We start from the raw sequence: 22,207 nt of genomic DNA, 5'->3' as shown, positions 1-22,207 counted from the left end.
GGTGGTGCGACGACTGCCGTTCAGGGCGCCTCGCCTAGAAGCTCTTGCGCGTGCTGGCCCAGCCGCGGCGGCGCTCGGCCCGGCCGGCCCGGTGTTCGCGACAGGCGCACCGGGACACCGATGCCCCGGTAGCCCTCGCTGCGCACGCTCATGCCCCGATGCGACGCATGGGCCTGCGCGAACGCTTCGGGCACCGTGTGCACCGGTCCGACCGGGACGCCGACGCGCATCAGGGCGCTGCACAGGTCTTCGCGCCGCCACCCGGCGAGGGCGGCCTCGATCTGCTGGCGCAGTTCGTCGCGATGCGCCAGCCGCGCGGCATTGACCGCGAAACGCGGGTCGCTCGCGAGCGACTGCAGTTCCATCACGGTGCAGAACTTGGCGAACTGGCGGTCGTTGACGATGCCGAGAAAGACCTGTCCATCCTGGCAGTGGAACCTGTCGTAGGGCGCGATGTTCGGATGCGCGCTGCCCAGCAGGCCAGGCACCCGGTCCGAATGCATCCAGTTGGCGGCATGGGGCACCAGCAGGCTCAATGCGGTATCGAACAGCGTCGCCTCGACGCGTTGCCCGAGGCCGGTCCGGTCGCGGTGATGCAGCGCCAGCAGGATGCCGGTCAGCGCGGTGTAGCCTGTCAGGTGGTCGACGATCGGAATGCCCATGCGGGTCGGGCCCGACGCGGGCTCGCCATTGATGCTCATGAGGCCGCACATGGCTTGCAGCACGGCGTCGTAGCCCGGCAGGCCGCCCAGCGGACCATCGGCGCCGAAGCCGGAGATCGAGCAGTAGATGAGGCCGGGGAAACGCGGCTTCAGCTCGTCCTCGAAGTCCAGCCCCCAGCGCTGCATGGTGCCGGGAATGAAGTTCTCGACCAGCACGTCGGCACCCTCGAGCAGCCGCATCAGCGTCTCCCGGCCCTGAGGAACCGCGAGGTTCAGCGCGATGCCGCGCTTGCCCCGATTGACCGCCGTGAAGTAGGCCGCATCGCCGTCGTCGTTGAACGGCGGCCCGAGCGTGCGGGTCTCGTCGCCCGACGGCGGCTCGACCTTGATCACGTCGGCGCCATGATCGGCCAGCATCTGGGTGCACAAGGGCCCGGCCAGCACCCGGGACAGGTCGATGACCCGCAGCCCGGCTAGCGCCCCGTGCCCGCTGGCACTTCGCTCTGGAATATTTGGCATAGCTGATCCGAGAGGCATCGCCGCAGCGATGCCGTTTGGCCACCCGGCCCGCGCCCCCCGGCGGGGGGCGAGGCGACTCAACCGCGCGTGGGCAGTTCCACGATGCCCGAGCCGATCACCGACAGCTCGTCGTCCTGGTTGTGGGCCTCCTGGGAGATCTCCACCAGGTGGCGCCCGTTCTCGACGAACTTGCGCTTCACGAAGCCCTTGATGAACAGCATGTCGCCCTCGGGGTTGTGGCGGCGGATCTTGCAATGCGCCTTGCGCAGGAAGCCATCGTCGCCCATCCAGTTGGTCAGGTGATGCGTGAGCCACGAGGTGCGCTCCGGGCCGTAGTCGTAGGCGCCGGGCGCACCGACCTCGAGCGCGAAGTCCTCTTCCCAGTGGACCCGTTCCGGCACGTCCGGGATGCCGAAGCGGTTGGTGATGCCGACGCCGGGGTGGGCGTCGATCAGCTTCCACGCCAGCTTGTTGGCACGGATGTACAGGCCGCCCCAACCCTGCGCATAGGCGATGAATCCGGTCACGGTCATCGGGCCCTTGAACATCACCGGCAGCGCCTCGCCTTCCTTCACGTCTTCCCAGTAGCGGGGCGTGGCGCCGCGCACTTCTTCCTTGGCGTAGAGCTTGTAGGCCTCCTGGATCTCCTCGGCCGTGTAGCGTCGCGGCGCCCGGGCCCGCACCTCCTTGTACTTGCTGCCTTGCTCGCGGGCGTGGTCGCGCTCGGTGCGGAAGCACCAGCTGTCGGCCTCGGCCACCTTGTCGCCTTCCTGGTTGAAGAAGTCGACGTGATAGGTCTGCTGGACGGCGCGGCCGGCGAAGCGGGTCTGGTGCTCGACCAGGTCCTTCAGGTAGGCCTCGGTCCGGATGGTGTCGTTGCGGTGCACCGGCTTGTGCCATTCCCAGTCAGCGCCCGACCACATGGCGTGAACGCCCGGCAGGCCGCCGACGTAGCCGGACACGATCCGGCTGGTGGAGAACAGGAAGCTCGGCAGGGCGACGAGGCCGCCGTACTTCGATTTCGCCGCATAGTCGGGGTCGCACCACAGGGGGTTGTCGTCGCCGATGCCGTGCGCGTAGTGCCGGATGTTGTCGCGTGTCGCCTCGTAGCACCACGGCTCGGCGGTGGCGCCGATCTTCTGGCCGATGCGCTCGCGCAATTCGTCCAGGCCGTTGTCGGTGATCTTCGGGAAGCTTCTTTCGCTGGTGGTGGACATGCCGTCTCCTGTTGATTGAAAGGGTCTGAGGGGTGGATCAGGAAGGGGTCGATGCGGCGGCGGCCTCTTGCTCGCGCAGCTTCTTGCGGTGGATCTTTCCGGCCGGCGTCTTCGGCAGTTCGGCGACGAACGCCACCTGCCGCGGGTACTCGTGCTGGCTCAGGCGGGTGCGGACCGCGTCCTGGATCTCTTCGATGAAGGTCTCGCCGGCGGGGCGGTCCGAGACGACGAAGGCCTTCACGACCAGTCCGCGCAGCGCATCGGGCACGCCGATGGCGGCCGCCTCCTTGACGTCGGGGTGCTTGAGGATCGCGTCCTCGACCTCCACCGCACCGATGGTCCAGCCGGCCGAGATGATCACGTCGTCGGCCCGGCCACCGTGCCAGAAGTAGCCGTCGGCGTCGATGCGGCCGAGGTCCTTGGTGGCGATCCATTCGCCGCGGCGCCACAGCTTCAGTTCGCCGACGACGCCGGGCGCGCAAGGGCGGCCGTCGACGTCCTGCACTTCGACGCGCAGGCCCGGAATGGGCTTGCCGAGCGAACCCGACTTGACGGGGAAGTCCGGCGCGCCGGGATAGGACACCAGGCAGACGCCGATCTCGGTCGTGCCGTACATGCTGCAGGCCTTGTGGCCGAAGCTGGCCTCGATGAAGGCGGCGGTCTCGCTGTCGATCGGCTCGCCGGTGAACGACACCTTGTCGAGGGCGTAGCGATGCTTCGCCGCGGCGCCCGAGTTGCGCATCATCCGGTAGTGGGTCGCAGCCGCCGACAGGTTGTTGAAGCGATGCGACGCCAGCGCCTGCAGCAGCCGCTCGCCGCTGAAGCGACCCGCATAGGCGCCGATCGTGACCCCCATGGCCAGCGGCGCCAGCGTGCCGTGCCAGAGGCCATGCCCCCAGGCCGGTGACGAAGGGCACATGAAGCGGTCGCCCGGCCGCACGCCGGTCCCGTAGAGCGCCGCGAGCATCAGCGTGACGATGGCCCGGTGGGTGTGCTTGACGGCATCCGGCAGCTCCCGGGTGGTGCCGGAGGTGTACTGGAAGATGGCGAGGTCGTCGGCCCGGGTCGCGACTTCGAAATGCGCCGGGAAGCGATCGAGCGACGCGACGAAGGCTTCATCGGCGACGGTCAGCTGCAGGCCTGCGGACGCCGGCACGACTTCGGCCTTCTCGTGGTTCGTCACGAGCAGCTTCGGTTGGCAGTCCTGCACCCGCAGCCGGATGCCGTCCGGACCGAACAGCGTGAACAGCGGGACCGCGATGGCCCCCGCCTTCATGGCGCCGAAGATCGCGACATAGAACGCCAGCGACGGCTCGAGCATCACGGCCACGCGGTCGCCCGGCTGGATTCCCTGCGCGACCAGGAAGTGGGCGAAGCGCGACGAGCCCTCGGAAATCTGCCGGAAGCTCAGGGTCTGGTCCTCGCCGTCGGCCCGGACCAGGATCACCGCCGCGTTGTCGCCATCGACGTGGCGATCGATGCACTCGTGCGCGATGTTCATGCGCTGGGCATCGCCATCGAACAGCGCCCACAGGCCGGCGCTGCTGCAGTGCGATTGCGCATCCGCATAGGAAGTGAACTGCGTCAGTTGGGTCATCGCTGTCTCTCGTTGTCTCGTGATGGAGCAACTTTGCGCGTCCGCGTTGTAATTGTCAATAGCGTCTATGAATTGTATATAGACAATTATGGACGGGGCTTCGGGCACTGCACGCGGCGTGGCCCGGTGGCCCCTTCTCAAAGCGTCGTATGCTTCGCCAACCCAGTGTTCCGCCCTTCCCCATGCCTGTCGCAGCACCCGCTTCTCCGTCCGCCAAGGGCCCCCGCGTTCGTCCCGTGCCCGCTGTCTCGCGCGCCCTGTCCATCCTTCGCTTGCTGGCAGGAAGCCCCGAGCCGATGACGCTCAAGACGATCTCGGAGGGCCTCGATCTGGTGACGAGCACCTGCCTCCACATCCTTCGCGTCCTGGTCGACGAAGGCATGGTCAAGCTCGAACCGGGCAGCAAGCGCTACAGCCTCGACGTCGGCGTGCTGTCCCTCGCGCGCAGCGTGGTCGAGAACAATCCCTTCCCTGCCCGCGTGCAAGGCGCGCTCGACCGGATCGCCGAGCGCTGGAACGTCACCACCATCGGCATGAAGGTCTCGGGCCTCGACGACCTGGTGGTGCTGGCCCTGGCGCGGTCGAAGGGGCCGTTTCGCCTTTATGTGGAAGTCGGCAGCAGGGTGCCCGCCCTCACCAGCGCGACCGGCCGGCTGGTCGCCCACCATGCCGGCCTGAGCGACAGCGAACTGCGCCGCAGCTTCAAGTCATTGACCTGGGAGAACCCGCCTTCCTTCGACACCTGGCTGAAGGAAGTGAAGTCGGTGGAGCAAAAGGGCTTTGCCGTCGATCGCGGCAACTACATCAACGGCATCTGCGTGCTGGCGGTTCCCATTCTCGATTCGCAGCGCCGCATCACCCACGCGCTGGCCGCGCTGGGCCTGGCGGACACCTTGACCGCATCGACCTTGCGGTCCCTCGCCGCCGGCATGCAGGTCGAAGCCACCGCATTGGCACAATGAAATGAACGACTTGACTGAACGCATGGAAGCCTTGCAGGCGGCCGGCTGGAAGCAACGTGCGCTCGCCGGCTTTGCGGACCGCTTCGGCCCACTCTGGACCCGCAAGGAGAACGACGGCTGGGCCTACGGCGTTCTCGCGACCGACGCGCATCTGAACCCGGCTGGATTCGTGCACGGGGGCGCGCTCTGTGCACTCTTCGACCACGTCGTGAGCGCCGTCGCCTGGGAGGCTGCCGGCCGGCGTGCCTGCGTGACGGTCCAGCTCAACACGCAGTTCCTCGCCGCCGGGCGCGCAGGCCAGTTCCTGGAAGCGCGCGGCCAGGTCGCCAGGGCAACCAAGACGCTGGTGTTCGTCGATGGCACGATCGCGTCGGAGAAGACGGAACTTCTGCGGGGATCGAGCGTGCAGAAGATCGTTGGCTAGGTCTTTGGGCGCAAGCTATATTTCCGGCTCCGAAACAAGAGAGATCACCATGCCGAAAGCCTACTGGATCAGCGCCTACCGTGCCGTCAAGGACGCCGACAAACTGGCGGCCTATGCGAAGCTGGCCGGCCCCGCCATCACGGCCGGCGGCGGACGCTTCCTGGCACGCGGCCTGCCGGCCAAGGTCTACGAGGCCGGCCTGGCCCAGCGCACCGTGCTGATCGAGTTCGACAGCATCGAACAGGCCACGGCCACGCACGACAGTCCCGACTACCAGGCCGCGCTCGCCGCGCTGGGCGATGGCGCCGAGCGCGATCTCCGGGTCGTCGAAGGGGTCTGAGCGCGGGCGGGTGCATGCGCTCGCCCGGTCGATCGGCTTCGAAGGGCCTTCGCAGGAGGTGGCGCGCCGGCTGATCGGCGTCACGCTGCTGATCGATGGGGTCGGCGGGCGCATCGTCGAGACCGAGGCCTACGACAGCACCGAGCCGGCGGCCCACAGCTTCAATGGCCCGCGGCCGCGCAACGCCGCGCTGTTCGGCCCCCCGGGCCACGCCTACGTCTACCGCTCCTACGGCATCCACTGGTGCCTGAACTTCGTCTGCCGCGAGGCCGGGCACGGCGCCGGGGTGCTGATCCGCGCGCTGGAGCCGACCCACGGCCTGGCGCGCATGCGCGAACGGCGCGGCCTCGAGGACCTGCGGCTGCTGTGTGCCGGTCCCGGGCGGGTCGGCCAGGCGCTCGGCGTCGACGACAGCTACAACGGCAAGGCGCTGGACGCGCCCCCCTTTCGCCTGCTGGACCGCGCCGGCGACCAACCGCCGCTGGAGGTCGAGGTCGGGCCGCGGATCGGCATCTCGAAGGCGATCGAGCTGCCCTGGCGCTTCGGCGAGAAAGGCTCGCGCTACCTGAGCAAGCCGTTCCGGCCGCCGAACTGATCAATCGTCAGTGTCACCGTACCAGGGCTTCGACCCCAGCCTCGGGTCGAAGCCCTTGCCGCCCTTGCGGATCTCGGCGTGATGCAGCTCCCATTCGGTGCGCACGACATCGACCACCACCTTCAGTTTCAGCCCGGACTGGTTCCTCCGGACCGTGAAGGTGTAGGCCGACGGGCGCGCGATGTTCTGCTTCGCCAGCGCGATCGCCTCGCTGTCGGTGGGCGGGCTTTCGATCGTGATGTCGACCGGCCCGTTCTTGAATTCGTCCTTCGGCGTGAACGTGAACACCGTGTCCTTGCCCACGCGGCGGCTGGCGCCGAACGTGAAGTCCCGGGCGTTGAGCTGCTTCGCCTGCGACCTGAGCAGGTCCATTTCCCGGCCCTTGGGCGGAAAGACGCCATCGAACGCGACCTCCTGGCTCTGGTCGGTGGTGCGCCGGAGCTTCTTGCGCATCGCCGCCCAGTCGCTGACGAAGGCGTATTCGGGCTTGGCCTTCATCCGCTTGAAGGCGTCCTCGTCGGACAGCTTGCTGGCGCCGGGCTCCTCGTAGAACGGATCGGCCAGCGATTCGGTGCCGCCGCCATAGCGCTGCCCATGGGTCGGCGCGATCACCCGCGCACTGCCGCCGAAGGCGGTGCGCACCTCGCCCAGCATCTCCTCGCTGCGCCCGAGGTTGCAGCCCCTGATCAGCACGTTGGTCCAGAAGCCGACCAGGTCGGGCTGCGGCGGGGTGATGCCACCGGCCTGGTTGGCCTTCTTGAGCTCGGCGTACTCCACCCGGCCCGGCGTCGCATCCTTGGCATCGAGCGAGAACTGCAGGGTGCCGTCGGGGTGCGCATGCGAGACGATGATCAGGTTCGCCACCGGCTTGCCGCCGTCGTTGATGCGCTGGTTGATGCCGTCGAGGTCGCGCACGTCCTCCACCATCGTCGCGCCCGCATACTCGGCCTTGAAGAACTTCTTTGCTTCGGCATAGAACTTGTTGTCGCTCTTCCTGGCGTCCTTGCCCATGATGAAGACGTAGTCGATGGCGCCGCGCGCCCTGCCCACACGCCCGATCTGCGCCTCGATCTCCTTGGCCAGCGCCGGGGCGTCGCCCTTGGCGACCCGCTTGAGCGCATCGTCGCCGGCGACGATGGTTCCGGTGGTCCTGGGCCCGCTGCCCTTGAAGTCGACGAAGACGCCCTTGCGGCCCTTGTCGTAGCGGCTGCCGTTCAGTTCGAAATGCATGTCGAGCCCGTAGGCAGTGATGAGCCGCCAGACGACCTCGTGCACGGCGAACTCCGGCTTGCCCGAGGCCAGGGCCCGCTTGGCGAGCGCCGCGAGCGTTGTCTCCTCCTTGGTGATCGCGGCCGCCTCGTCGGGATCGCGCGCCCGGCGCTGCAGTCGAACCGGCGCGGCGGAGGCACCGCGCTGCTGGACGACGTGGGTCAGCTCATGGGCCAGCAATCGAAGCCCGTCGCCGGCGGCGTCCGCGCGCCGGCCGGCGCCGAACACGATGTTGCGGCCCACCGTGTAGGCCTCCGCGTCGACCTCGCTCGCCGATTGCTCGGCCGCCGGCCCGGCGTGGATCCGCACGGACGAGAAGTCGGCATCGAAGCGCCTTTCCATGTCGCGCCGCAGGCCGGGCGCGATCGGGCTTCCGGCCTGCTGCAGAACCCGATGCACGCTGGCGGGCAACTCGCCCGGCGCTTCGGGGCGCTGGCCGGCGGGGGCGATGCGCGGCACGGCGCGACGACCCGCGGGCGGACCCGCCAGGATCCGCTCGGCCGTGCGCTCGGCCTCGGCTTCGAGTGGGTCGCCGTGCGCCTGCACCGGCCCGCCCGCATGGATGCGGACATCGCTGAAGCTGTGCCCGGAGCGAGGCAAGGCATGGCGCCTGGCCACGGCTTGCGCGCTTTCCGATGCCGCGCCCGGCACCGGCCCGGACGGCCTCGCGGCCGCCGGACGCGGAGGATCGAACAAGGGCCTTGCACGATGCATGGCGCGGATGGTGCCCTGATCCCCGTGGCCTCGCAAGCGCGGGGCGCGCGGGCCTCCACCCTTCGGCGTATCCCCAAGCGGCACGCCCGGGGCTAAGATCCCGCTCGCTCTTCTCGTCGCCCGCCACTTCGTTGCGGAAGGGGTCGATCCATGTACGCGCCGCAGACCGCCAGGAAGCAGGTCCGAAGATCCGCCAGCCGGACGGCGTGGCCGGTGACCGCGCCGCTGCACGGGGTCGTCCAGCGCAAGCTCGCGATCGGGTCGGTCGACGATCCGCTCGAGCACGAAGCCGACCGCATCGCCGAGCAGGTCATGGGTGCGTCCGACCACGCCCTGTCGTTCACGCGGACGCCACCGCGGATCAGCCGCGCATGCGCCCGCTGCGAGGGCGAGGAAGAGCAGGAAAAAGGGCTGCTGCAGCGATCTCCCGAGCCGGGCGAGGCCGTCGCCGAGTCGCTCGCGCAGGGCCTGGGCGCGAGCGGCGGCGGCCGCGTCCTGCCGCCGGCCACGCGCCAGTTCATGGAGCGCCGCTTCGGCGCCGACTTCTCGGCCGTGCGCATCCATGCGGACGACGCGGACAACGCGCATGCGCGGCAGCTGAACGCCCAGGCCTTCACGATCGGCAACCACATCCACTTCCGCCACGGCAAGTTCGACCCGGACCACCACGCCGGGCGGCTGCTGCTGGCGCACGAGCTGGTCCACACGCTGCAGCAGGGGCGCGCGGCGCCGCGGGTGCAGCGCAAGACCGAGGCCGAATGGAAGACCGAGGCGACCGCCTTCGAGACCCAGATCCTCGCCGCGCCCGAATACAAGGCGCTCGACGGCGTGTCCAAGGGCAACGTGGCCTGGATCATCGCGCAGGCCCGCACCAAGCCGCTCGGGGATGCCAAGGGGCAGCGTCTGTACTATCTCTTCAAGCTGCTGAAGGCGATCGCGACGCCCTTCGTCGGCACCTCGACGGGATCGGGCTACGGCTGCTCGCCGGACGTCGCCAAGCAGAACCGCGAGGTCGTCGACAAGGCCCTGAAGACCGAGGCGATCTGGGGCGGCGCCTACAGCGACGTCGACGAGCTCTCGGTGGCCTCGGCGACGAACATGGTCGAGCGGACCGGCGAGCAGGGCAAGAAGTACAAGGTGGACCGCAGCGATCCCAAGAACATCCGCGTCAAGATCAAGGTCAAGCTCAACGGCGCACCGGACGAAGTGTCCAGGATCAAGGGCCTCGAGGATGCGATCGAGCGATCGATCTCGATGACCACGAAGGGCTACCACGTCGACATCGTGTTCGTCGACAAGTCGGGGCCGGACGTGTTCGAGTTCACCGTCAAGTTCTGCGAATGGCCCAACTCGGGCAACTGGGCCTCGAGCCCGGTGACGCTGTCGCACGAGGTCCACCATGCGCTGGGCCTGGACGACCGCTACGACTACATCGAAAGCCATTCGAGCCGGTCCAGCATGCGGCTCGAGATGCGCCTGAGCCTGTTCGTGCAGCAGATGAAGAAGACCGCCGGTCCCCGCGACGCCTACAGCAAGATGGCCTACAACAACAATCCGCTGCTGGCGGAAGACGTCTGTGCCGTGGCCTTTGCGGCCGGTGCCGAACGAAACAAGTGCATAGAGGCCCGCAAGAGCCTCGACCCGGCCAACGTGCCGCCCTGAGGCGCTCAGGGGTTGAACCAGTTGTCGCTGAGGATGGCGGGGTCCAGCGTGCGCAGGCCGTCGAGCAGCTTGCGCGCCTCGGCCTTGTCGGCGCTCGACCCGGCCGCGTCGGCGTCGAAGCTGGCGATGGCTGCGAGCGCGTCCTTGCGCGACATCGTCGCGAACGCGGGGACCTTCGCCCGGCCGTAGCCCTTGGCGACCGTGGCGCCGAATTTCTTCCAGAAGCCCGCCACCATGCCACGCCAGAAGCGCAGGCGGAACGACTGGTCCGCGTGGGTCGCTGCGTAGGCATGATCGGCGCCCCTGATGGCCGACTGCTGCTCCGCGCTGCGGGCGCGATGGTAGTAGTCCGTCAACGGCCCGGCGTGGGAATTCGGGTCGGCCTTCCTCCCCGCGAAATACTCCGTGAACTTGGCGTCGTCGGCCCGCAGGTCGGCCATCAGCGCCACCGGGTCGACCGGGTCGCCGCTCTGGAAATTGCCCAATGCCCAGTTGGCCTGGCCTTGCGGTGGCGCCGGCAGCTTGGTGGGATCGGCGTCCGTGCGCGAGGCCCACTGCCCGAGCGCGGACGCCGCGCCCGGACCGCTCGGGCAGCTCGAGGTCCAGCCCGAGACCGTCTTCAGGTTCGGGAAGGCCTTCAGGTAGACGTTCTTGATGATCGATTCTTCGGCGGCCATGCAGGCCAGCACGATCAGATGGCGGGTCTGCGCCGCCGCCTTCGGGAAGATGCCCGCCAGCGTGACCAGGGCGTCGAAGAGGATCGCGCCCTTGGCGTCTTCGTTGTAGATCTTGGTTCCGTAGCTGTGGCCCGACAGCACCACGCGCGACATGCGGTCGACGCCGTCCTTTTGGCAGGCCGCATAGACCGCGACGACATGGACGAGGTCGTCGCGGTCCGCACTGCGCTGGCTCTTCAGCAGCGATTCGAGTGCCGCGGTCTTGGCGGCGTCGAGCGATTGCGCGGCGACGAAGGCCTTGATGCCGGCATCCTGCGTCAGATCGTAGGTGGCGCCGCCGGCAGTGGTCTTTTCCTCGTGCTCGCTGAGCGTCACCTTGGTGATCTTGACCGAGGTGCCTGTGTATTGCGCGGCCAGCTTGGCGACCTCCGCGCGGTAGTTGTTCATTCCCACGTAGAGCACGTTGCCGCCCGCGACCGGCGGCGGGGCGGCGCGCTTGGGCTGTCGATGGACGCGCTGCGCCGCGCCGTCGTGCACGACATGCGACAGCTCGTGCGCCAGCAGCCAGCGCCCGGCGCCGGTCCCGGGCGCGTACTGCCGGGGTCCGAAGACGATGTGGCGCCCGACGGCGTAGGCATCGGCCTGCAGCGCGTCGGCGCTGCGCGCGGCCGCGGCGTCTTCATGCACCCGCACCGTGGACAGGTCGCAGCCGAAGCGCGGCTCCATGAACGCACGGGTGGCGCCATCGAGCGCGCGACCCGGCGACGAGAGCACCTGCTGCACATCGGCCGGTGCGTGCGCCGGCCCGGGGCCAGCCTGCGACCGCGACCGGGGCGGCTCGGAGGTCTGCGTGACCTGCTCGGCCCGACGGTCCGCTTCGCGCTCTTGCGCATCCGCGGGCGTGCTGACCTTCAGCGCCGCGAAGCTGTCGTGAAACGCGCTGCGCGTCGCAGCCTTGCGGCGCACGATCCCCTCTTCTTCCTTTTCGCAGGAAGAACATTTGCGCCGGATCGGCGATCCGGCAACGGATGGCGAACGAAGCCTGGCCAGTGAAGGTGCAAACATGGCGCTATGCCTATGGCCCTCAGTCTATTGCGGTTCATGTTTCCCGCGGGTATTGTCGGCTCCCCTTCGGGCATCGATCCATCGGCCTGGCTCGGGGCGCTGCCTCCAGGACCGAGAGTCGAGTCGATTTGCAACAAGGAGTGTCGACCATGCCTTCCGCACTGCTGTCCCCCGGCGTCTACATCGAGGAGGTGCCGAGCGGGGTGCGCACCATCACCGGCGTGGCGACCTCGGTCGCCGCATTCATCGGCAGGACATCGCAGGGACCGGTGAGCGAGCCCGCGCTGATCACCAGCTTCGGCGACTTCGAGCGGCTGTTCGGCGGCGTGCAGATGGACTACCCGCTGAGCTACGCGGTGCAGGATTTCTACCTCAACGGCGGCAGCCAGGCGATCGTCGTGCGGCTGCAGTCGGGTGCCGTCGCCGCCTCGGCGGCGCTGCTCACGGGCGGCGCCAACGGCGAGGCGCTGGACCTCGTGGCATCGAGCCCGGGCATCTGGGGCAATGCGTTGAAGGCGATCGTCGACGACGCGACCCGCGACCCGACCGACACCACGCTCTACAACCTCACGATCACCCAGGCCGGCGGCGCCACGGAGAAGTTCCTGAACGTCTCCTCCAGCGCGGCCAGTCCGCGCTTCGTGGCCCGGGTGCTCGACAGCAGCTCGCTGCTCGCCAAGGTGGCGCTGGACAGCAGCGGCCGTCCGATCGCGCCGGCCACGCGGCCCCAGCCGGGCACCGTCGCGCTGGCCGGCGGCGTCGACAGCGCCCATCTGGCGAATGCCGACTACCTCGGCTCCGCGAGCCTGAAGACGGGCATCTTCGCGCTCGACAAGGCCGACCTCTTCAACCTGATGTGCATCCCGCCGGACACCCGCGGCGGCGATACGGCCGCCGCCGTCTACCAGGCGGCGATGGCCTACTGCGCGACGCGCCGCGCCATGCTGCTGGTCGACCCGCTGGCCGCCTGGGGGCAGGTCAAGGAAACCGCGGCGGCCAAGGCCTCCGACCCGTCGACCGGCGTGGCCAGCCTGGGACTGACGGGCGACGCGGCGCGCAATGCGGCGATCTTCTTCCCGCGCGTGATCAAGTCGGACCCGCAGCTCAACGGCCAGTCCGATGTCTTCGCGCCCTGCGGCGTGGTGGCCGGCATCATCGCGCGCACCGACGGCACGCGCGGCGTCTGGAAGGCACCGGCCGGACTCGATGCGGCGCTGAATGGCGTGCAGGGCCTGCAGGCCAACCTGAGCGACGGCGACAACGGCGTGCTGAATCCGCTCGGCATCAACTGCCTGCGCTCGTTCCCGGTCTCGGGCCGCGTGGTCTGGGGTTCGCGCACCATGCGCGGCGCCGACCTGCTGGCCGACGAGTACAAGTACCTGCCGGTGCGCCGGCTCGCTCTCTACATCGAAGAGAGCCTGTACCGCGGCACGCAGTGGGTCGTGTTCGAGCCCAACGACGAGCCGCTGTGGTCGCAGATCCGGCTCAACGTCGGCGCCTTCATGCAGAACCTGTTCCGACAGGGCGCCTTCCAGGGGCAGACGCCATCGGCCGCGTACTTCGTCAAGTGCGACAGCGAGACCACGACGCAGAACGACATCAACCTCGGCATCGTCAACGTCCTGGTCGGCTTCGCGCCGCTCAAGCCCGCCGAGTTCGTCGTGATCCGCCTGCAGCAACTGGCCGGCCAGATCGCCGCCTGAGGAGAAGACCATGGCCCAGTTCACCGTCAACACCTTTCGCGTCGACCCCTACAAGAACTTCAAGTTCAGGGTCAAGTGGGATGGCCGCTATGTCGCGGGCGTGAGCAAGGTCGGCATGCTCAAGAAGACGACCGAAGTGGTCAAGCACCGCGACGGCGGCGATCCCAGCAGCTCGCACAAATCGCCGGGGCGCACCGAGTTCGATGCCATCACGCTGGAGCGCGGCGTGACGCACGACCCCGAGTTCGAGACCTGGGCCGGCAAGGTCTGGAATTTCGGCGGCGGCCTCGGCGCGGAAGTCTCGCTCAAGGATTTCCGCAAGGACATCATCATCGAGGTCTACAACGAAGCGGGCCAGAAGGTGATTGCCTACAACGTGTACCGCTGCTGGGTGTCCGAGTTCCAGGCCCTGCCCGATCTCGATGCCAACGCGAACGCGATCGCCATCCAGCACCTGAAGCTGGAGAACGAGGGCTGGGCGCGCGACACCTCCGTCACCGAACCGACCGAGCCGACCGTCAACGCCTGAGCCTGGCCCTCCACCGCGCGTTTGCCATGGACACCCTGGCCGACTCCGACCTGCTCCAGCTGTGGGAAAGCATGCGGCAACAGACGCTCCCGCGCCGCGCGGCCGCGCTGCTCGCGGTGGCGGCGCCGGAACTGGCGAGCGGGCAGCTGGCCGGGTTGAGCCTCGGCGAGCGGGAGCGTCGCTTGCTGGCGCTGCATGCACGCAATTTCGGCGCCAGCCTTCCCTGCGTCGCGGACTGCCCGCAGTGCGGCGAGGCCTTCGAGTTCGAGCTCGACGCGCGTGCGCTCGCGGCCGGGCTGCCTGAATCGAGCGCGGTGCCGACGCGGTCGATCGAGACCCCGGAGTACCACCTCGAGATGCGATTGCCGAGTGTCGCGGACAGCATCGCGCTCGCCGAGGTGGACGACGCCCGGCATGCCTATCGCCACCTGCTGGCGCGCTGCCTGGCCGGCACGACGCGGACGGGCGAAGCCGTCGCGCCGGAGGATCTGCCGCCAGCGCTGCTGGAGGAAGCCGCCGGCTGGATGGAAGCCGCCGATCCGGCCGCGGAGCTAATGATCTCGATGGCCTGTCCGGCGTGCGAGGCCGTGCTCAGCGAGCCGCTCGACCTCGCCGCCTTCTGCTGGGCCGAGGTCGAGGCGCGGGCGCCGCGCCTGCTCGCCGAAGTGGACGCGCTGGCCTCGCGCTATGGCTGGAGCGAAGCCGAGATCCTCGGGATGAGCCGCGCCCGGCGCGACGCCTATCTCGCACTGGTGCTGTCGTGATGGGCTACCTCGACCGTCTCGCCGCCCGTCTCGTCGCGCCCCGGCCCCTCATCAGGCCGCGCCCCTCGTCGCGCTTCGAGGCCGCGGATCCGTTCACCGCCCCGCTGCCGGAGCCCGGCATGGCCGCCGAGGACGACGCCTTGCCTGCCCCCGCCATGCGCACGCGGCCGACGCAGGCCGTGCAAGACCGGGACGACGACAGCCGGCCATTCGCGCCGTCCATGCCGCCGGAGCGCGCAAGCGCCAGCCCGCTCGAACAGCGCCGGACTTCCGTCATCCACGAGAGCTCCGGCTTACCGCCGATCCAGGATGGCTCGACGCCTGTGTTGCAGGACCTTCGAACGACGCCGCGCGAAGGACCTGCTCCGGCCACGGCCGAGCGGCTGGCCCCGGAGCCCGCCCTTGCCGCCGCGATGCCCTCGTTCCAGGCCGCATCGCCGCCACCGGACGCCGTGCGCGTGCCTTCACCCGCGCGGCCCGTCGCGGCCGCGCAGCACCGCATGGCAGGCGTCGACATGGCAGGCCGCATCGCGCCGTGGCGCGCGCCGACCGAGGAGGCCGGACGGCCTGCGATCGACACGCGCACGCCGGGCCCCGCATCGATCGCCGCGACCGCACCGAGGCAGCGCGAGACGACGGCGGCCACAGCCGCCGACCCGTCCGCGGTCGTGCAGGTCACGATCGGACGGCTCGAAGTCCGATCGCCCGACGGGCAGACGCGCAGGCCCTCGGCGAAGCCGGCGCGCGCCGCGCCGCGGATGAGCCTGCAGGACTACCTGCAGCGCCGTGCCGGAGGACCCGGGCGATGAGCAGCGCACTCGCCATCGCCAGCGTGACGCGCGGCCTGCGCGCCCTGGTCAACCAGGCGCTGCAGGCTCCGCTGCCCGCCAACCTGCCGGCCGACACCGTGCCCACCACCCAGGTCCAGGTGACGACGCTGCCGCTGGACAAGGTGCGCAGCTTCTCGGCCAACGGCAACCTGCTCAATCTCTACCTCTACAGCACGGTGCCCAACCCGGCATTGAGCAACGGCCTGCCGCCGCGCGGCGGCGCGGCCGGCGGCGAACCGCCGCTGGCGCTCAACCTGCACTACATGCTCACGGCCTTCGGGCAGGACGACAACGAGCTGATCGCGCAGCTGCTGCTCGGCCGCGCCATGCTGGCCTTGCACGACAACCCGCTGCTGATGCCGGCCGACCTCGCCGATGCGCTGGGCGCGGCCGACGTGCAGGGCCAGGTCGAGCGGGTGCGCATCACGCCGCATTCGCTCGGCTTCGAGGAGATGTCGAAGCTCTGGATGGCCTACCAGACGCAGTACCGCCTGTCGGCCGCGTACGAGGCCTCCGTGGTCCTGATCGACAGCGCCCGGCCCGAGAAGATCGCGCCACCGGTGCGCAGCGCGCGCATCGTGGTCGCGCCGCTGCGCACGCCCTCGATCGACCAGGTGACGCCGCAGGTCGCCGCGCCGGGCGCGACGATGACGCTCGCGGGCGCGAACCTGGGTGACCCGGCGACGCAGGTGGTGGTGGCCGGTCTGCGGGTGCTGCCGAAGACGATCGCCGAGCGCACCCTGTCCTTCACCCTCCCCGCCAGCGTCCCGGCCGGCGTGAACACCGTTCGGGTGGTGCAGGAGGTGCCGCTGGGCGCGCCGCCGGTGGTCCATCCGGGCGTCGGCTTCGAGTCCAACGCCGCCGCCTTCATGCTCAGCCCGCGCATCGCCGCGGCCTCGCCGATCAGCGTCGCGCGCGGCGCCGTGCTGCAGTTGCCCGTGGCGCCGCCGGTCGGCCGGAGCCAGCGCGCCGTGCTGCTGCTCGACGACGAGCAGGTCGCGTCGGCGCCGCATGCGCCCGGCGACCCCGACACCAGCGGCACGGTCTCGTTCCCGATCCCCTCCAACTTCGTCGCCCGCAGCTACCTGGCGCGGGTCATGGTCGACGGCGCCTGCAGCGCGCTGGTGGCGGACGAAGCGCCCGGCAGCCCGACCCTGCACCAGTACGTGGGCCCGACGGTGACACTCACATGAACGCCGGCGCCACCCCGCTGCAGAGCAACGAGCTGGCGCTCGGGGCGGCGCTCGCAGGGCTGCGCGAACGGCTCCAGCGGCTGGCGGATGGCGGCGGGCCAGCCGCCGCCGGCGACGCCGACGAACGCGTGGCGGTGCCGACCCTGGCCGTGCTCGCGCAGCGGCTGGGCCTGTCGTCGTTCGAGCGCGAGGTGCTGCTGCTGTGCGTCGCGGCGGCGCTCGACACCCGCATCGGCGCGCTCTGCGCGCAGGCGCTCGACGAGCCCTCGCGGCCCTGGCCGAGCTTCGCGCTCGCGATGGTGCTGTTCGACGATCCGGCCTGGGAGGCACTGTCGCCCGACCGGCCGCTGCGCTACTGGCGCCTGGTCGACGTGCATGCCAGCGGCGCGACGCCGCTGACGATGAGCGCGCTGCGGGCCGACGACCGGATCGTCGACTACGTCAAGGGCCTCAATCGCCCGGACGAGCGCATCGCGCCCTCGCTGCTGCCGATCGCCAGCGACGACCTGCAGCCGCTGCCGCCCTCGCAGCAGGCGCCGGTGGATGCGCTGCTGGCCTTCGTGCGCCGGTCCGCCGACGAAGGCGCCGCCCCGACCCTGCAGTTGACCGGGATCGACGTCGCCAGCAAGCAGCTGGTGGCGGCCCATGTCGCGGCCGGGCTCGGCCTGCGCCTCGAACGGGTCGGGCTGTCCGCGCTGCCGGCGCAAGGCGCCGACCTCGAGGCCTGGTGCCGGCTCTGGCGGCGCGAATGCCTGCTGATGCCGCTGGCGCTCTACATCGATGCGCACGACGTGCCCGCCGGCGAGTCTTCCGACGCCAGCGCGGCCGTGCTGGGACGGCTGCTCGACCGGCTGCACGAACTGGCCTTCGTCGCGACGCGGGATGCGCATGCGCTCGGCGCCGGCGGCCGCGAGGGTCTTCTCGTGACCGCGATCGAGCGGCCCAGCGCCACCGAGCAGGCGCAGGCCTGGATCGGCCTGCTCGGCGATGCGCGCGAGGCGCTGGCGGCGCGGCTGGCGAGCCAGTTCAACTTCAACCTGCCGCAGATCGCATCGATGGCGCGCAGCGCCGGGCTCGCGGCCGACGAGCGCGGCGACGACAGCGTCGCCGCGGCGCTCTGGGCGGCCTGCCGCCAATGCGCGCATTCGAAGATGGACCTGCTCTCGCAGCGCATCCGGCCCAAGGCCGAATGGAGCGACATCGTGCTGCCCGCCGACGCGCTGTCGCTGCTGCACCAGATCGTGGCCCAGGTCGCGCTGCGCCGCCGGGTCTACGGCGACTGGGGCTTCGAACGCAAGATGAGCCGGGGCCTGGGCCTCAGCGCGCTGTTTCACGGCGAGAGCGGAACCGGCAAGACGATGGCCGCCGAAGTCATCGCCAATGCGCTCGAACTCGACCTCTACCGCATCGACCTCTCGGCCGTCATCAGCAAGTACATCGGCGAGACCGAGAAGAACCTGCAGCGCATCTTCGATGCCGCGGAAGACGGCGGCGGCATCCTCTTCTTCGACGAGGCCGACGCGCTGTTCAGCAAGCGCAGCGAAGTGCGCGACAGCCACGACCGCTACGCGAACATCGAGACCAACTACCTGCTGCAGCGCATCGAGGCCTTCCGCGGCCTGGCGATCCTGGCCACGAACCTGAAGGGCTCGCTGGACGCGGCCTTCATGCGGCGGCTGCGCTTCGTCGTGCCTTTCACCTACCCCGGGCCGCACGAGCGCGCGCTGATGTGGCAGCGCGCCTTCCCCGCCGACACGCCGGTCGAGGGGCTCGATCCGGTGCAGCTGGCACGGCTCGACTGCACCGGCGGCAGCATCCACAGCATCGCGCTGAACGCCGCGTTTCTTGCCGCGCACCGCGGCAGTGGCGTGACCATGGCGCTGGTCCACGAGGCCGCGCGCAGCGAGCTGCTCAAGCTCGGGCGGCCGATCCACGAAGCGGATTTCCGGCCCTTGGCCGCACGGGGAGCGCAGGCATGAAGATCGAGCTGCACATCGACCGGCTGGTCGTCGACGCGGGCAGCGCCGGCGCGATCGATCGCGAGCGGCTGGCGCAAGCCGTGTCGCAGGCGCTGGCGCAGCGCATCGACGCGGGGGCTTCGCGCCAACCGGCCATCCCGCAGGGACCGGTCGCGGGCCAGGGCCTCGAACACCGCATCGCCGCCGCGGTGCACCAGGCGATGCCGGGCGCATCGCGTGGAGGCCGGCCATGAGCGGATTCCCGGGCTCGCCTCGCCTCGTGAAGGGCGCGATCGTCGGCATCGATCCGTTCAACCCGCTCGCCAGCATCATCAGCTTCCAGTACAACCCCGACACCATGACGCGCCAGATCGAGGCGCAGACCACGCGCTCGGACGACGGCGACCGCGGCGAGGCACTGCGCCTGAAGGGCGCGCCGGTGGAGACGATCTCGCTCGACGTCGAGATCGATGCCACCGACCAGCTCGAACAGGCCAACCCGCTGGCCGTGGGCTCGGGCATCTATCCGCAGCTGTCGGCACTCGAGATGCTGGTCTATCCGAAGAGCAGCCTGGTCATCGCCAACACGATCCTGCTGGCGGTCGGCACGATCGAGATCATTCCGCCGGCCGCCCCCTTCACCTTGTTCATCTGGGGGCCGCAGCGGGTGCTGCCGGTTCGCATCAGCACCTTCTCGATCACCGAGGAGGCCTACGACGTCAAGCTCAATCCGACCCGCGCCAGGGTGCAGCTCGGCCTGCGCGTGCTCAGCTACAACGACCTTCCGATCACGCATCCGGGCTACGCGCTCTTCCTGGCGCACCAGGTGGCCAAGGAGACGATGGCCACGCTCAACACGGTCGGCAATGCGTCGGCGTCGGGTTCGCTGTCGTTCAGCGGCGGCGTCAGCACGGGGATGTAGACCATGGCCACGACCAGCCGCTATGCCAGCCTTCCGGTCTTGACCCACACGGACCCCGGCGGGCGCGTCGTGAGCTATTTCGGCCGCCGCTTCCTGCCGGCAGGCAGCGCGATGCCGCTGGTGATGGGCGTCACGGTCACGCAGGGCGACCGGCTCGACCTGATCGCAGCCCGCACCTTCGGCGACCCGGAGCAGTACTGGCGCATCTGCGACGCCAACGACGCGCTCGACCCCTTCGAACTCACCGCGACGCTCGGCCGCGTGCTGCGCATCGCCTCGCCCCAGTTCTGAGCCATGGACTTCCTCGGCATCCACCTGACCCTGCTGATCGGCCCTTCGGTGCCGCTGCCGGCGCCCGTGAACCTGATGGAGGCGCTCGAGGAGGTGGAGGTCCACACCGGCGACGATCGATCGGGCTTCCAGATCCGCTTCCAGGTCGGCCGCTCCGGACCCGCCGACCTGCTCGACTACGCCCTGCTCGCCAGTCCCCTGCTGCAGACCTGGAACCGCGTGATCGTGATCGTCACCTTCAATGCGACGCCGCGGGTGCTGATGGACGGCTTCGTGACGCAGCGCGAGTTCTCCGCCAGCCACGAGCCCGGGCGCTCGTTCGTCACGCTGACCGGCGACGACGTGAGCGTCAAGCTCGACCTGGAGGAGAAGAGCGCCGAGCATGTGGGCCTCGACGACGGGCTGGTCGCGCTGAAGCTCATCGGCAGCTATGCCGAGTACGGCCTGATACCGAAGCTGATCCCGCCGCCGGTGATCGATCCGCCGCTGCCGATCGACCGCGTGCCGGTGCAGCTGCGCACCGACCTCGAGCACCTGCGCTTCCTGGCGCTGCGCCACGGCTATGTGTTCTACATCGTGCCCGGCCCGGTGCCGATGACCAACACCGCCTACTGGGGACCGCCCGTGCGGGCCGGGCTGCCGCAGAGCGCGATCACGGTCAACATGGGGCCGAACAGCAACGTCAGCGACTTCAGCGTCCACAGCAACGGCCTCGGCCCGACCCAGGTGAGCGGCAAGGTGCAGGACCGCCTGACCAACCAGGCGCTGCCGGTGCGGCTGTTCGCGAGCCTGCGGCCGCCGCTGGCCGCCCTGCCCGCCTGGCTGGTGGACCAGCCGAACGTGCGCACCACCCGCTTCCGCGAGTCGGGGGTCGATGCGATGCAGGCCTACGGCCGCGCCCAGGCCCTGATCGAAGACTCGATGGACCTGGTGGTCGCCCACGGCGAGCTCGATGCCCTGCGCTATGGCGACATCCTGCAGCCGCGCGGCGTCGTCGGCGTGCGCGGGGCGGGCTACCTGCACGACGGGCTCTGGTACGTGAAGAACGTCCGCCACCGCATCCGCAAGGAAAACTATTCGCAGTCGTTCACGCTGGCGCGCGAAGGCTGGGGGTCGACGGTTCCGGTTGTAAGGCCATGAATCCCTTCTATGGCAAGTACCGCGGCAAGGTCGAGAACAACGTCGATCCGATGATGCTCGGGCGGGTGCAGGTGAGCGTCGCCGCGGTGCTCGGCGATGGCACGCTGTCGTGGGCCCTGCCCTGCGCACCCTACGGCGGCTCGGGCGTGGGCTTCTTCGCCGTGCCGCCGGTCGGCGCCAACATCTGGGTCGAGTTCGAGGGCGGCAATCCCGAGCAGCCGATCTGGAGCGGCTGCTTCTGGGGCGCGGGCGAGGTGCCGGCGATGCCGGCCGTGGCGGAGATGAAGGTGTTCAAGACCGACTGCATCAGCCTCCAGCTGAGCGACCTGCCCGGCGTGGGCGGCTTCATACTGGAGGTCGGTCCGCCAGCCGTCGCGGTGCCGCTCAAGCTCACGCTCGACTCGGACGGCATCAAGCTGGCCATGGCCGCGTTCAGCATCGCGATCGGTGCCGCGGGCGTGTCGATCAACGACGGCGCGCTGGAGGTGACCTGATGCCCGGCTTCCTGCTCGACCAGACCTCGGTGGTGACCTGCATGCACGCCGGGCAGGCGAAGGCGACGGCGCCCTTCCCGAGAGTGACGCTGAACAAGCAGGCGGTGGTGACGCAGGCCGCGGCCTACATGGTCTCGGCCTGCCCCTTCAACATCTCGGGCTCGCCGAGCCCCTGCGTGAGCGCCGCCTGGACCACGGTCGCGACCCGCGTCAAGGCCGGCGGCGCGCCGGTGCTGCTGGTGGACAGCCAGGCGCAGTGCGTGCCCAACGGCACCGGCGTGCTGGTCGCGCCTTCGCAGGTTCGCGCCAGGGGAATGTGATGCAGCTCGACTATCCCTACGGATTCGACGCCCAGGGCCGCACGGCGCAGGCCGCCGGCGACGACCACATCCGGGACCTCATCGAGCAGGTGCTGTTCACGGCGCCGGGCGAGCGCGTGAACCGGCCGACCTTCGGGACCGGGCTGGCGCAACTGTTGTTTGCGCCCACGAGCCCCGAGCTGGCAACGGCCACCCAGTTCCTGGTGCAGGGCGCGCTGCAGCAATGGCTGGGCGACCTGATCAAGTTCACCGGCGTGCAGGTCGAGAGCGTGGAGAGCACGGTGACGGTGACGGTGCAGTACGTGGTGCTGGCGACGCAGCAGCGCATGTCGGCCGAGTTCACGCGAGGGGGTGGCTAGC

At 69.7% G+C, this 22,207-nt stretch carries 23 protein-coding genes; 18 read left to right on the top strand and 5 right to left on the bottom strand.

What is annotated here, in order from left to right:
• Positions 1–20 precede the first annotated feature (20 nt).
• The 3 genes from QTI33_RS26150 to QTI33_RS26140 all read right to left on the bottom strand — a co-directional run bounded on the left by QTI33_RS26150 (position 21) and on the right by QTI33_RS26140 (position 3,995).
• A complete protein-coding gene (locus tag QTI33_RS26150) occupies positions 21–1,181 on the bottom strand; it encodes a CaiB/BaiF CoA transferase family protein (RefSeq protein ID WP_286509284.1) in 1,161 nt (386 codons plus the stop codon).
• 77 nt (positions 1,182–1,258) lie between these two features.
• Positions 1,259–2,398 (bottom strand): FAS1-like dehydratase domain-containing protein, encoded by a 1,140-nt coding sequence (locus tag QTI33_RS26145; protein ID WP_286509283.1) that lies wholly within the window; start codon positions 2,396–2,398, stop codon positions 1,259–1,261.
• A gap of 37 nt (positions 2,399–2,435) precedes the next feature.
• Positions 2,436–3,995 (bottom strand): acetate--CoA ligase, encoded by a 1,560-nt coding sequence (locus QTI33_RS26140; RefSeq protein ID WP_286509282.1) that lies wholly within the window; start codon positions 3,993–3,995, stop codon positions 2,436–2,438.
• Positions 3,996–4,144: 149 nt separating this feature from the next.
• On the opposite strand from QTI33_RS26140, the gene QTI33_RS26135 reads away from it, so the two are divergent.
• From QTI33_RS26135 to QTI33_RS26120, 4 genes are read left to right on the top strand one after another with little or no spacing between them, the layout of a single operon-like run.
• Entirely contained in the window at positions 4,145–4,957 is an 813-nt protein-coding gene (locus QTI33_RS26135; protein WP_353506357.1) for an IclR family transcriptional regulator, read from the top strand.
• A 1-nt stretch (position 4,958) separates the two neighbouring features.
• Positions 4,959–5,381, top strand: a complete 423-nt coding sequence (locus QTI33_RS26130; RefSeq protein WP_286509280.1) for a PaaI family thioesterase — start codon at positions 4,959–4,961, stop codon at positions 5,379–5,381.
• A gap of 49 nt (positions 5,382–5,430) precedes the next feature.
• Positions 5,431–5,721 carry a DUF1330 domain-containing protein gene (locus tag QTI33_RS26125; protein ID WP_286509279.1) on the top strand — a complete coding sequence of 97 codons (291 nt, stop codon included), beginning with the start codon at positions 5,431–5,433 and terminating at the stop codon, positions 5,719–5,721.
• 10 nt (positions 5,722–5,731) lie between these two features.
• Positions 5,732–6,316, top strand: a complete 585-nt coding sequence (locus tag QTI33_RS26120) for a DNA-3-methyladenine glycosylase (RefSeq protein ID WP_286509278.1) — start codon at positions 5,732–5,734, stop codon at positions 6,314–6,316.
• Here the strand turns inward: QTI33_RS26120 and QTI33_RS26115 are convergent, their stop codons facing one another.
• Positions 6,317–8,185, bottom strand: a complete 1,869-nt coding sequence (locus QTI33_RS26115) for an eCIS core domain-containing protein (RefSeq protein ID WP_286509277.1) — start codon at positions 8,183–8,185, stop codon at positions 6,317–6,319.
• Between the two features lie 264 nt (positions 8,186–8,449).
• Between QTI33_RS26115 and QTI33_RS26110 the strand changes: the two genes are divergently transcribed.
• On the top strand, positions 8,450–9,961 hold the full coding sequence (locus tag QTI33_RS26110) for an eCIS core domain-containing protein (protein ID WP_286509276.1): 1,512 nt from the start codon (positions 8,450–8,452) through the stop codon (positions 9,959–9,961).
• 5 nt (positions 9,962–9,966) lie between these two features.
• Here the strand turns inward: QTI33_RS26110 and QTI33_RS26105 are convergent, their stop codons facing one another.
• On the bottom strand, positions 9,967–11,604 hold the full coding sequence (locus QTI33_RS26105) for an eCIS core domain-containing protein (protein WP_286509275.1): 1,638 nt from the start codon (positions 11,602–11,604) through the stop codon (positions 9,967–9,969).
• Between the two features lie 248 nt (positions 11,605–11,852).
• Here QTI33_RS26105 and QTI33_RS26100 point away from each other — a divergent pair, with 248 nt between their 5' ends.
• Genes QTI33_RS26100 through QTI33_RS26040 form a run of 13 tightly spaced genes read left to right on the top strand, consistent with a single transcriptional unit; the run spans position 11,853 to position 22,206 of the window.
• A complete protein-coding gene (locus tag QTI33_RS26100) occupies positions 11,853–13,406 on the top strand; it encodes a phage tail sheath C-terminal domain-containing protein (protein WP_286509274.1) in 1,554 nt (517 codons plus the stop codon).
• Between the two features lie 10 nt (positions 13,407–13,416).
• Complete coding sequence (locus QTI33_RS26095; protein WP_286509273.1) at positions 13,417–13,935, top strand: phage tail protein; 519 nt, start codon at positions 13,417–13,419, stop codon at positions 13,933–13,935.
• A gap of 26 nt (positions 13,936–13,961) precedes the next feature.
• Positions 13,962–14,699 (top strand): T4 family baseplate hub assembly chaperone, encoded by a 738-nt coding sequence (locus tag QTI33_RS26090; protein WP_286509272.1) that lies wholly within the window; start codon positions 13,962–13,964, stop codon positions 14,697–14,699.
• A complete protein-coding gene (locus QTI33_RS26085; protein ID WP_286509271.1) occupies positions 14,699–15,508 on the top strand; it encodes a hypothetical protein in 810 nt (269 codons plus the stop codon). The genes QTI33_RS26090 and QTI33_RS26085 overlap by 1 nt, the downstream gene beginning before the upstream one ends.
• The gene (locus tag QTI33_RS26080; RefSeq protein WP_286509270.1) at positions 15,505–16,722 is read left to right on the top strand and encodes a Pvc16 family protein; all 1,218 of its coding nucleotides are present in this window, start codon (positions 15,505–15,507) and stop codon (positions 16,720–16,722) included. Before QTI33_RS26085 ends, QTI33_RS26080 begins: the two co-directional genes overlap by 4 nt.
• Positions 16,719–18,701, top strand: a complete 1,983-nt coding sequence (locus QTI33_RS26075; RefSeq protein ID WP_286509269.1) for an ATP-binding protein — start codon at positions 16,719–16,721, stop codon at positions 18,699–18,701. The genes QTI33_RS26080 and QTI33_RS26075 overlap by 4 nt, the downstream gene beginning before the upstream one ends.
• The gene (locus tag QTI33_RS26070) at positions 18,698–18,934 is read left to right on the top strand and encodes a hypothetical protein (protein ID WP_286509268.1); all 237 of its coding nucleotides are present in this window, start codon (positions 18,698–18,700) and stop codon (positions 18,932–18,934) included. The genes QTI33_RS26075 and QTI33_RS26070 overlap by 4 nt, the downstream gene beginning before the upstream one ends.
• Positions 18,931–19,602 carry a hypothetical protein gene (locus QTI33_RS26065; RefSeq protein WP_286509267.1) on the top strand — a complete coding sequence of 224 codons (672 nt, stop codon included), beginning with the start codon at positions 18,931–18,933 and terminating at the stop codon, positions 19,600–19,602. Before QTI33_RS26070 ends, QTI33_RS26065 begins: the two co-directional genes overlap by 4 nt.
• Before the next feature lie 3 nt (positions 19,603–19,605).
• Positions 19,606–19,893 carry a LysM peptidoglycan-binding domain-containing protein gene (locus QTI33_RS26060; RefSeq protein ID WP_286509266.1) on the top strand — a complete coding sequence of 96 codons (288 nt, stop codon included), beginning with the start codon at positions 19,606–19,608 and terminating at the stop codon, positions 19,891–19,893.
• Positions 19,894–19,896: 3 nt separating this feature from the next.
• Positions 19,897–21,033 carry a hypothetical protein gene (locus tag QTI33_RS26055; protein ID WP_286509265.1) on the top strand — a complete coding sequence of 379 codons (1,137 nt, stop codon included), beginning with the start codon at positions 19,897–19,899 and terminating at the stop codon, positions 21,031–21,033.
• Positions 21,030–21,527 carry a phage baseplate assembly protein V gene (locus QTI33_RS26050; protein WP_286509264.1) on the top strand — a complete coding sequence of 166 codons (498 nt, stop codon included), beginning with the start codon at positions 21,030–21,032 and terminating at the stop codon, positions 21,525–21,527. Before QTI33_RS26055 ends, QTI33_RS26050 begins: the two co-directional genes overlap by 4 nt.
• On the top strand, positions 21,527–21,847 hold the full coding sequence (locus QTI33_RS26045) for a hypothetical protein (RefSeq protein ID WP_286509263.1): 321 nt from the start codon (positions 21,527–21,529) through the stop codon (positions 21,845–21,847). Before QTI33_RS26050 ends, QTI33_RS26045 begins: the two co-directional genes overlap by 1 nt.
• Complete coding sequence (locus QTI33_RS26040; protein ID WP_286509262.1) at positions 21,847–22,206, top strand: GPW/gp25 family protein; 360 nt, start codon at positions 21,847–21,849, stop codon at positions 22,204–22,206. The genes QTI33_RS26045 and QTI33_RS26040 overlap by 1 nt, the downstream gene beginning before the upstream one ends.
• Position 22,207: the final 1 nt, after the last annotated feature.

Source organism: Variovorax davisae (assembly GCF_030316845.1).
Taxonomy (GTDB): Bacteria; Pseudomonadota; Gammaproteobacteria; order Burkholderiales; family Burkholderiaceae_C; genus Variovorax; species Variovorax davisae.
This window is presented reverse-complemented; position numbering and strand designations above follow the sequence as displayed.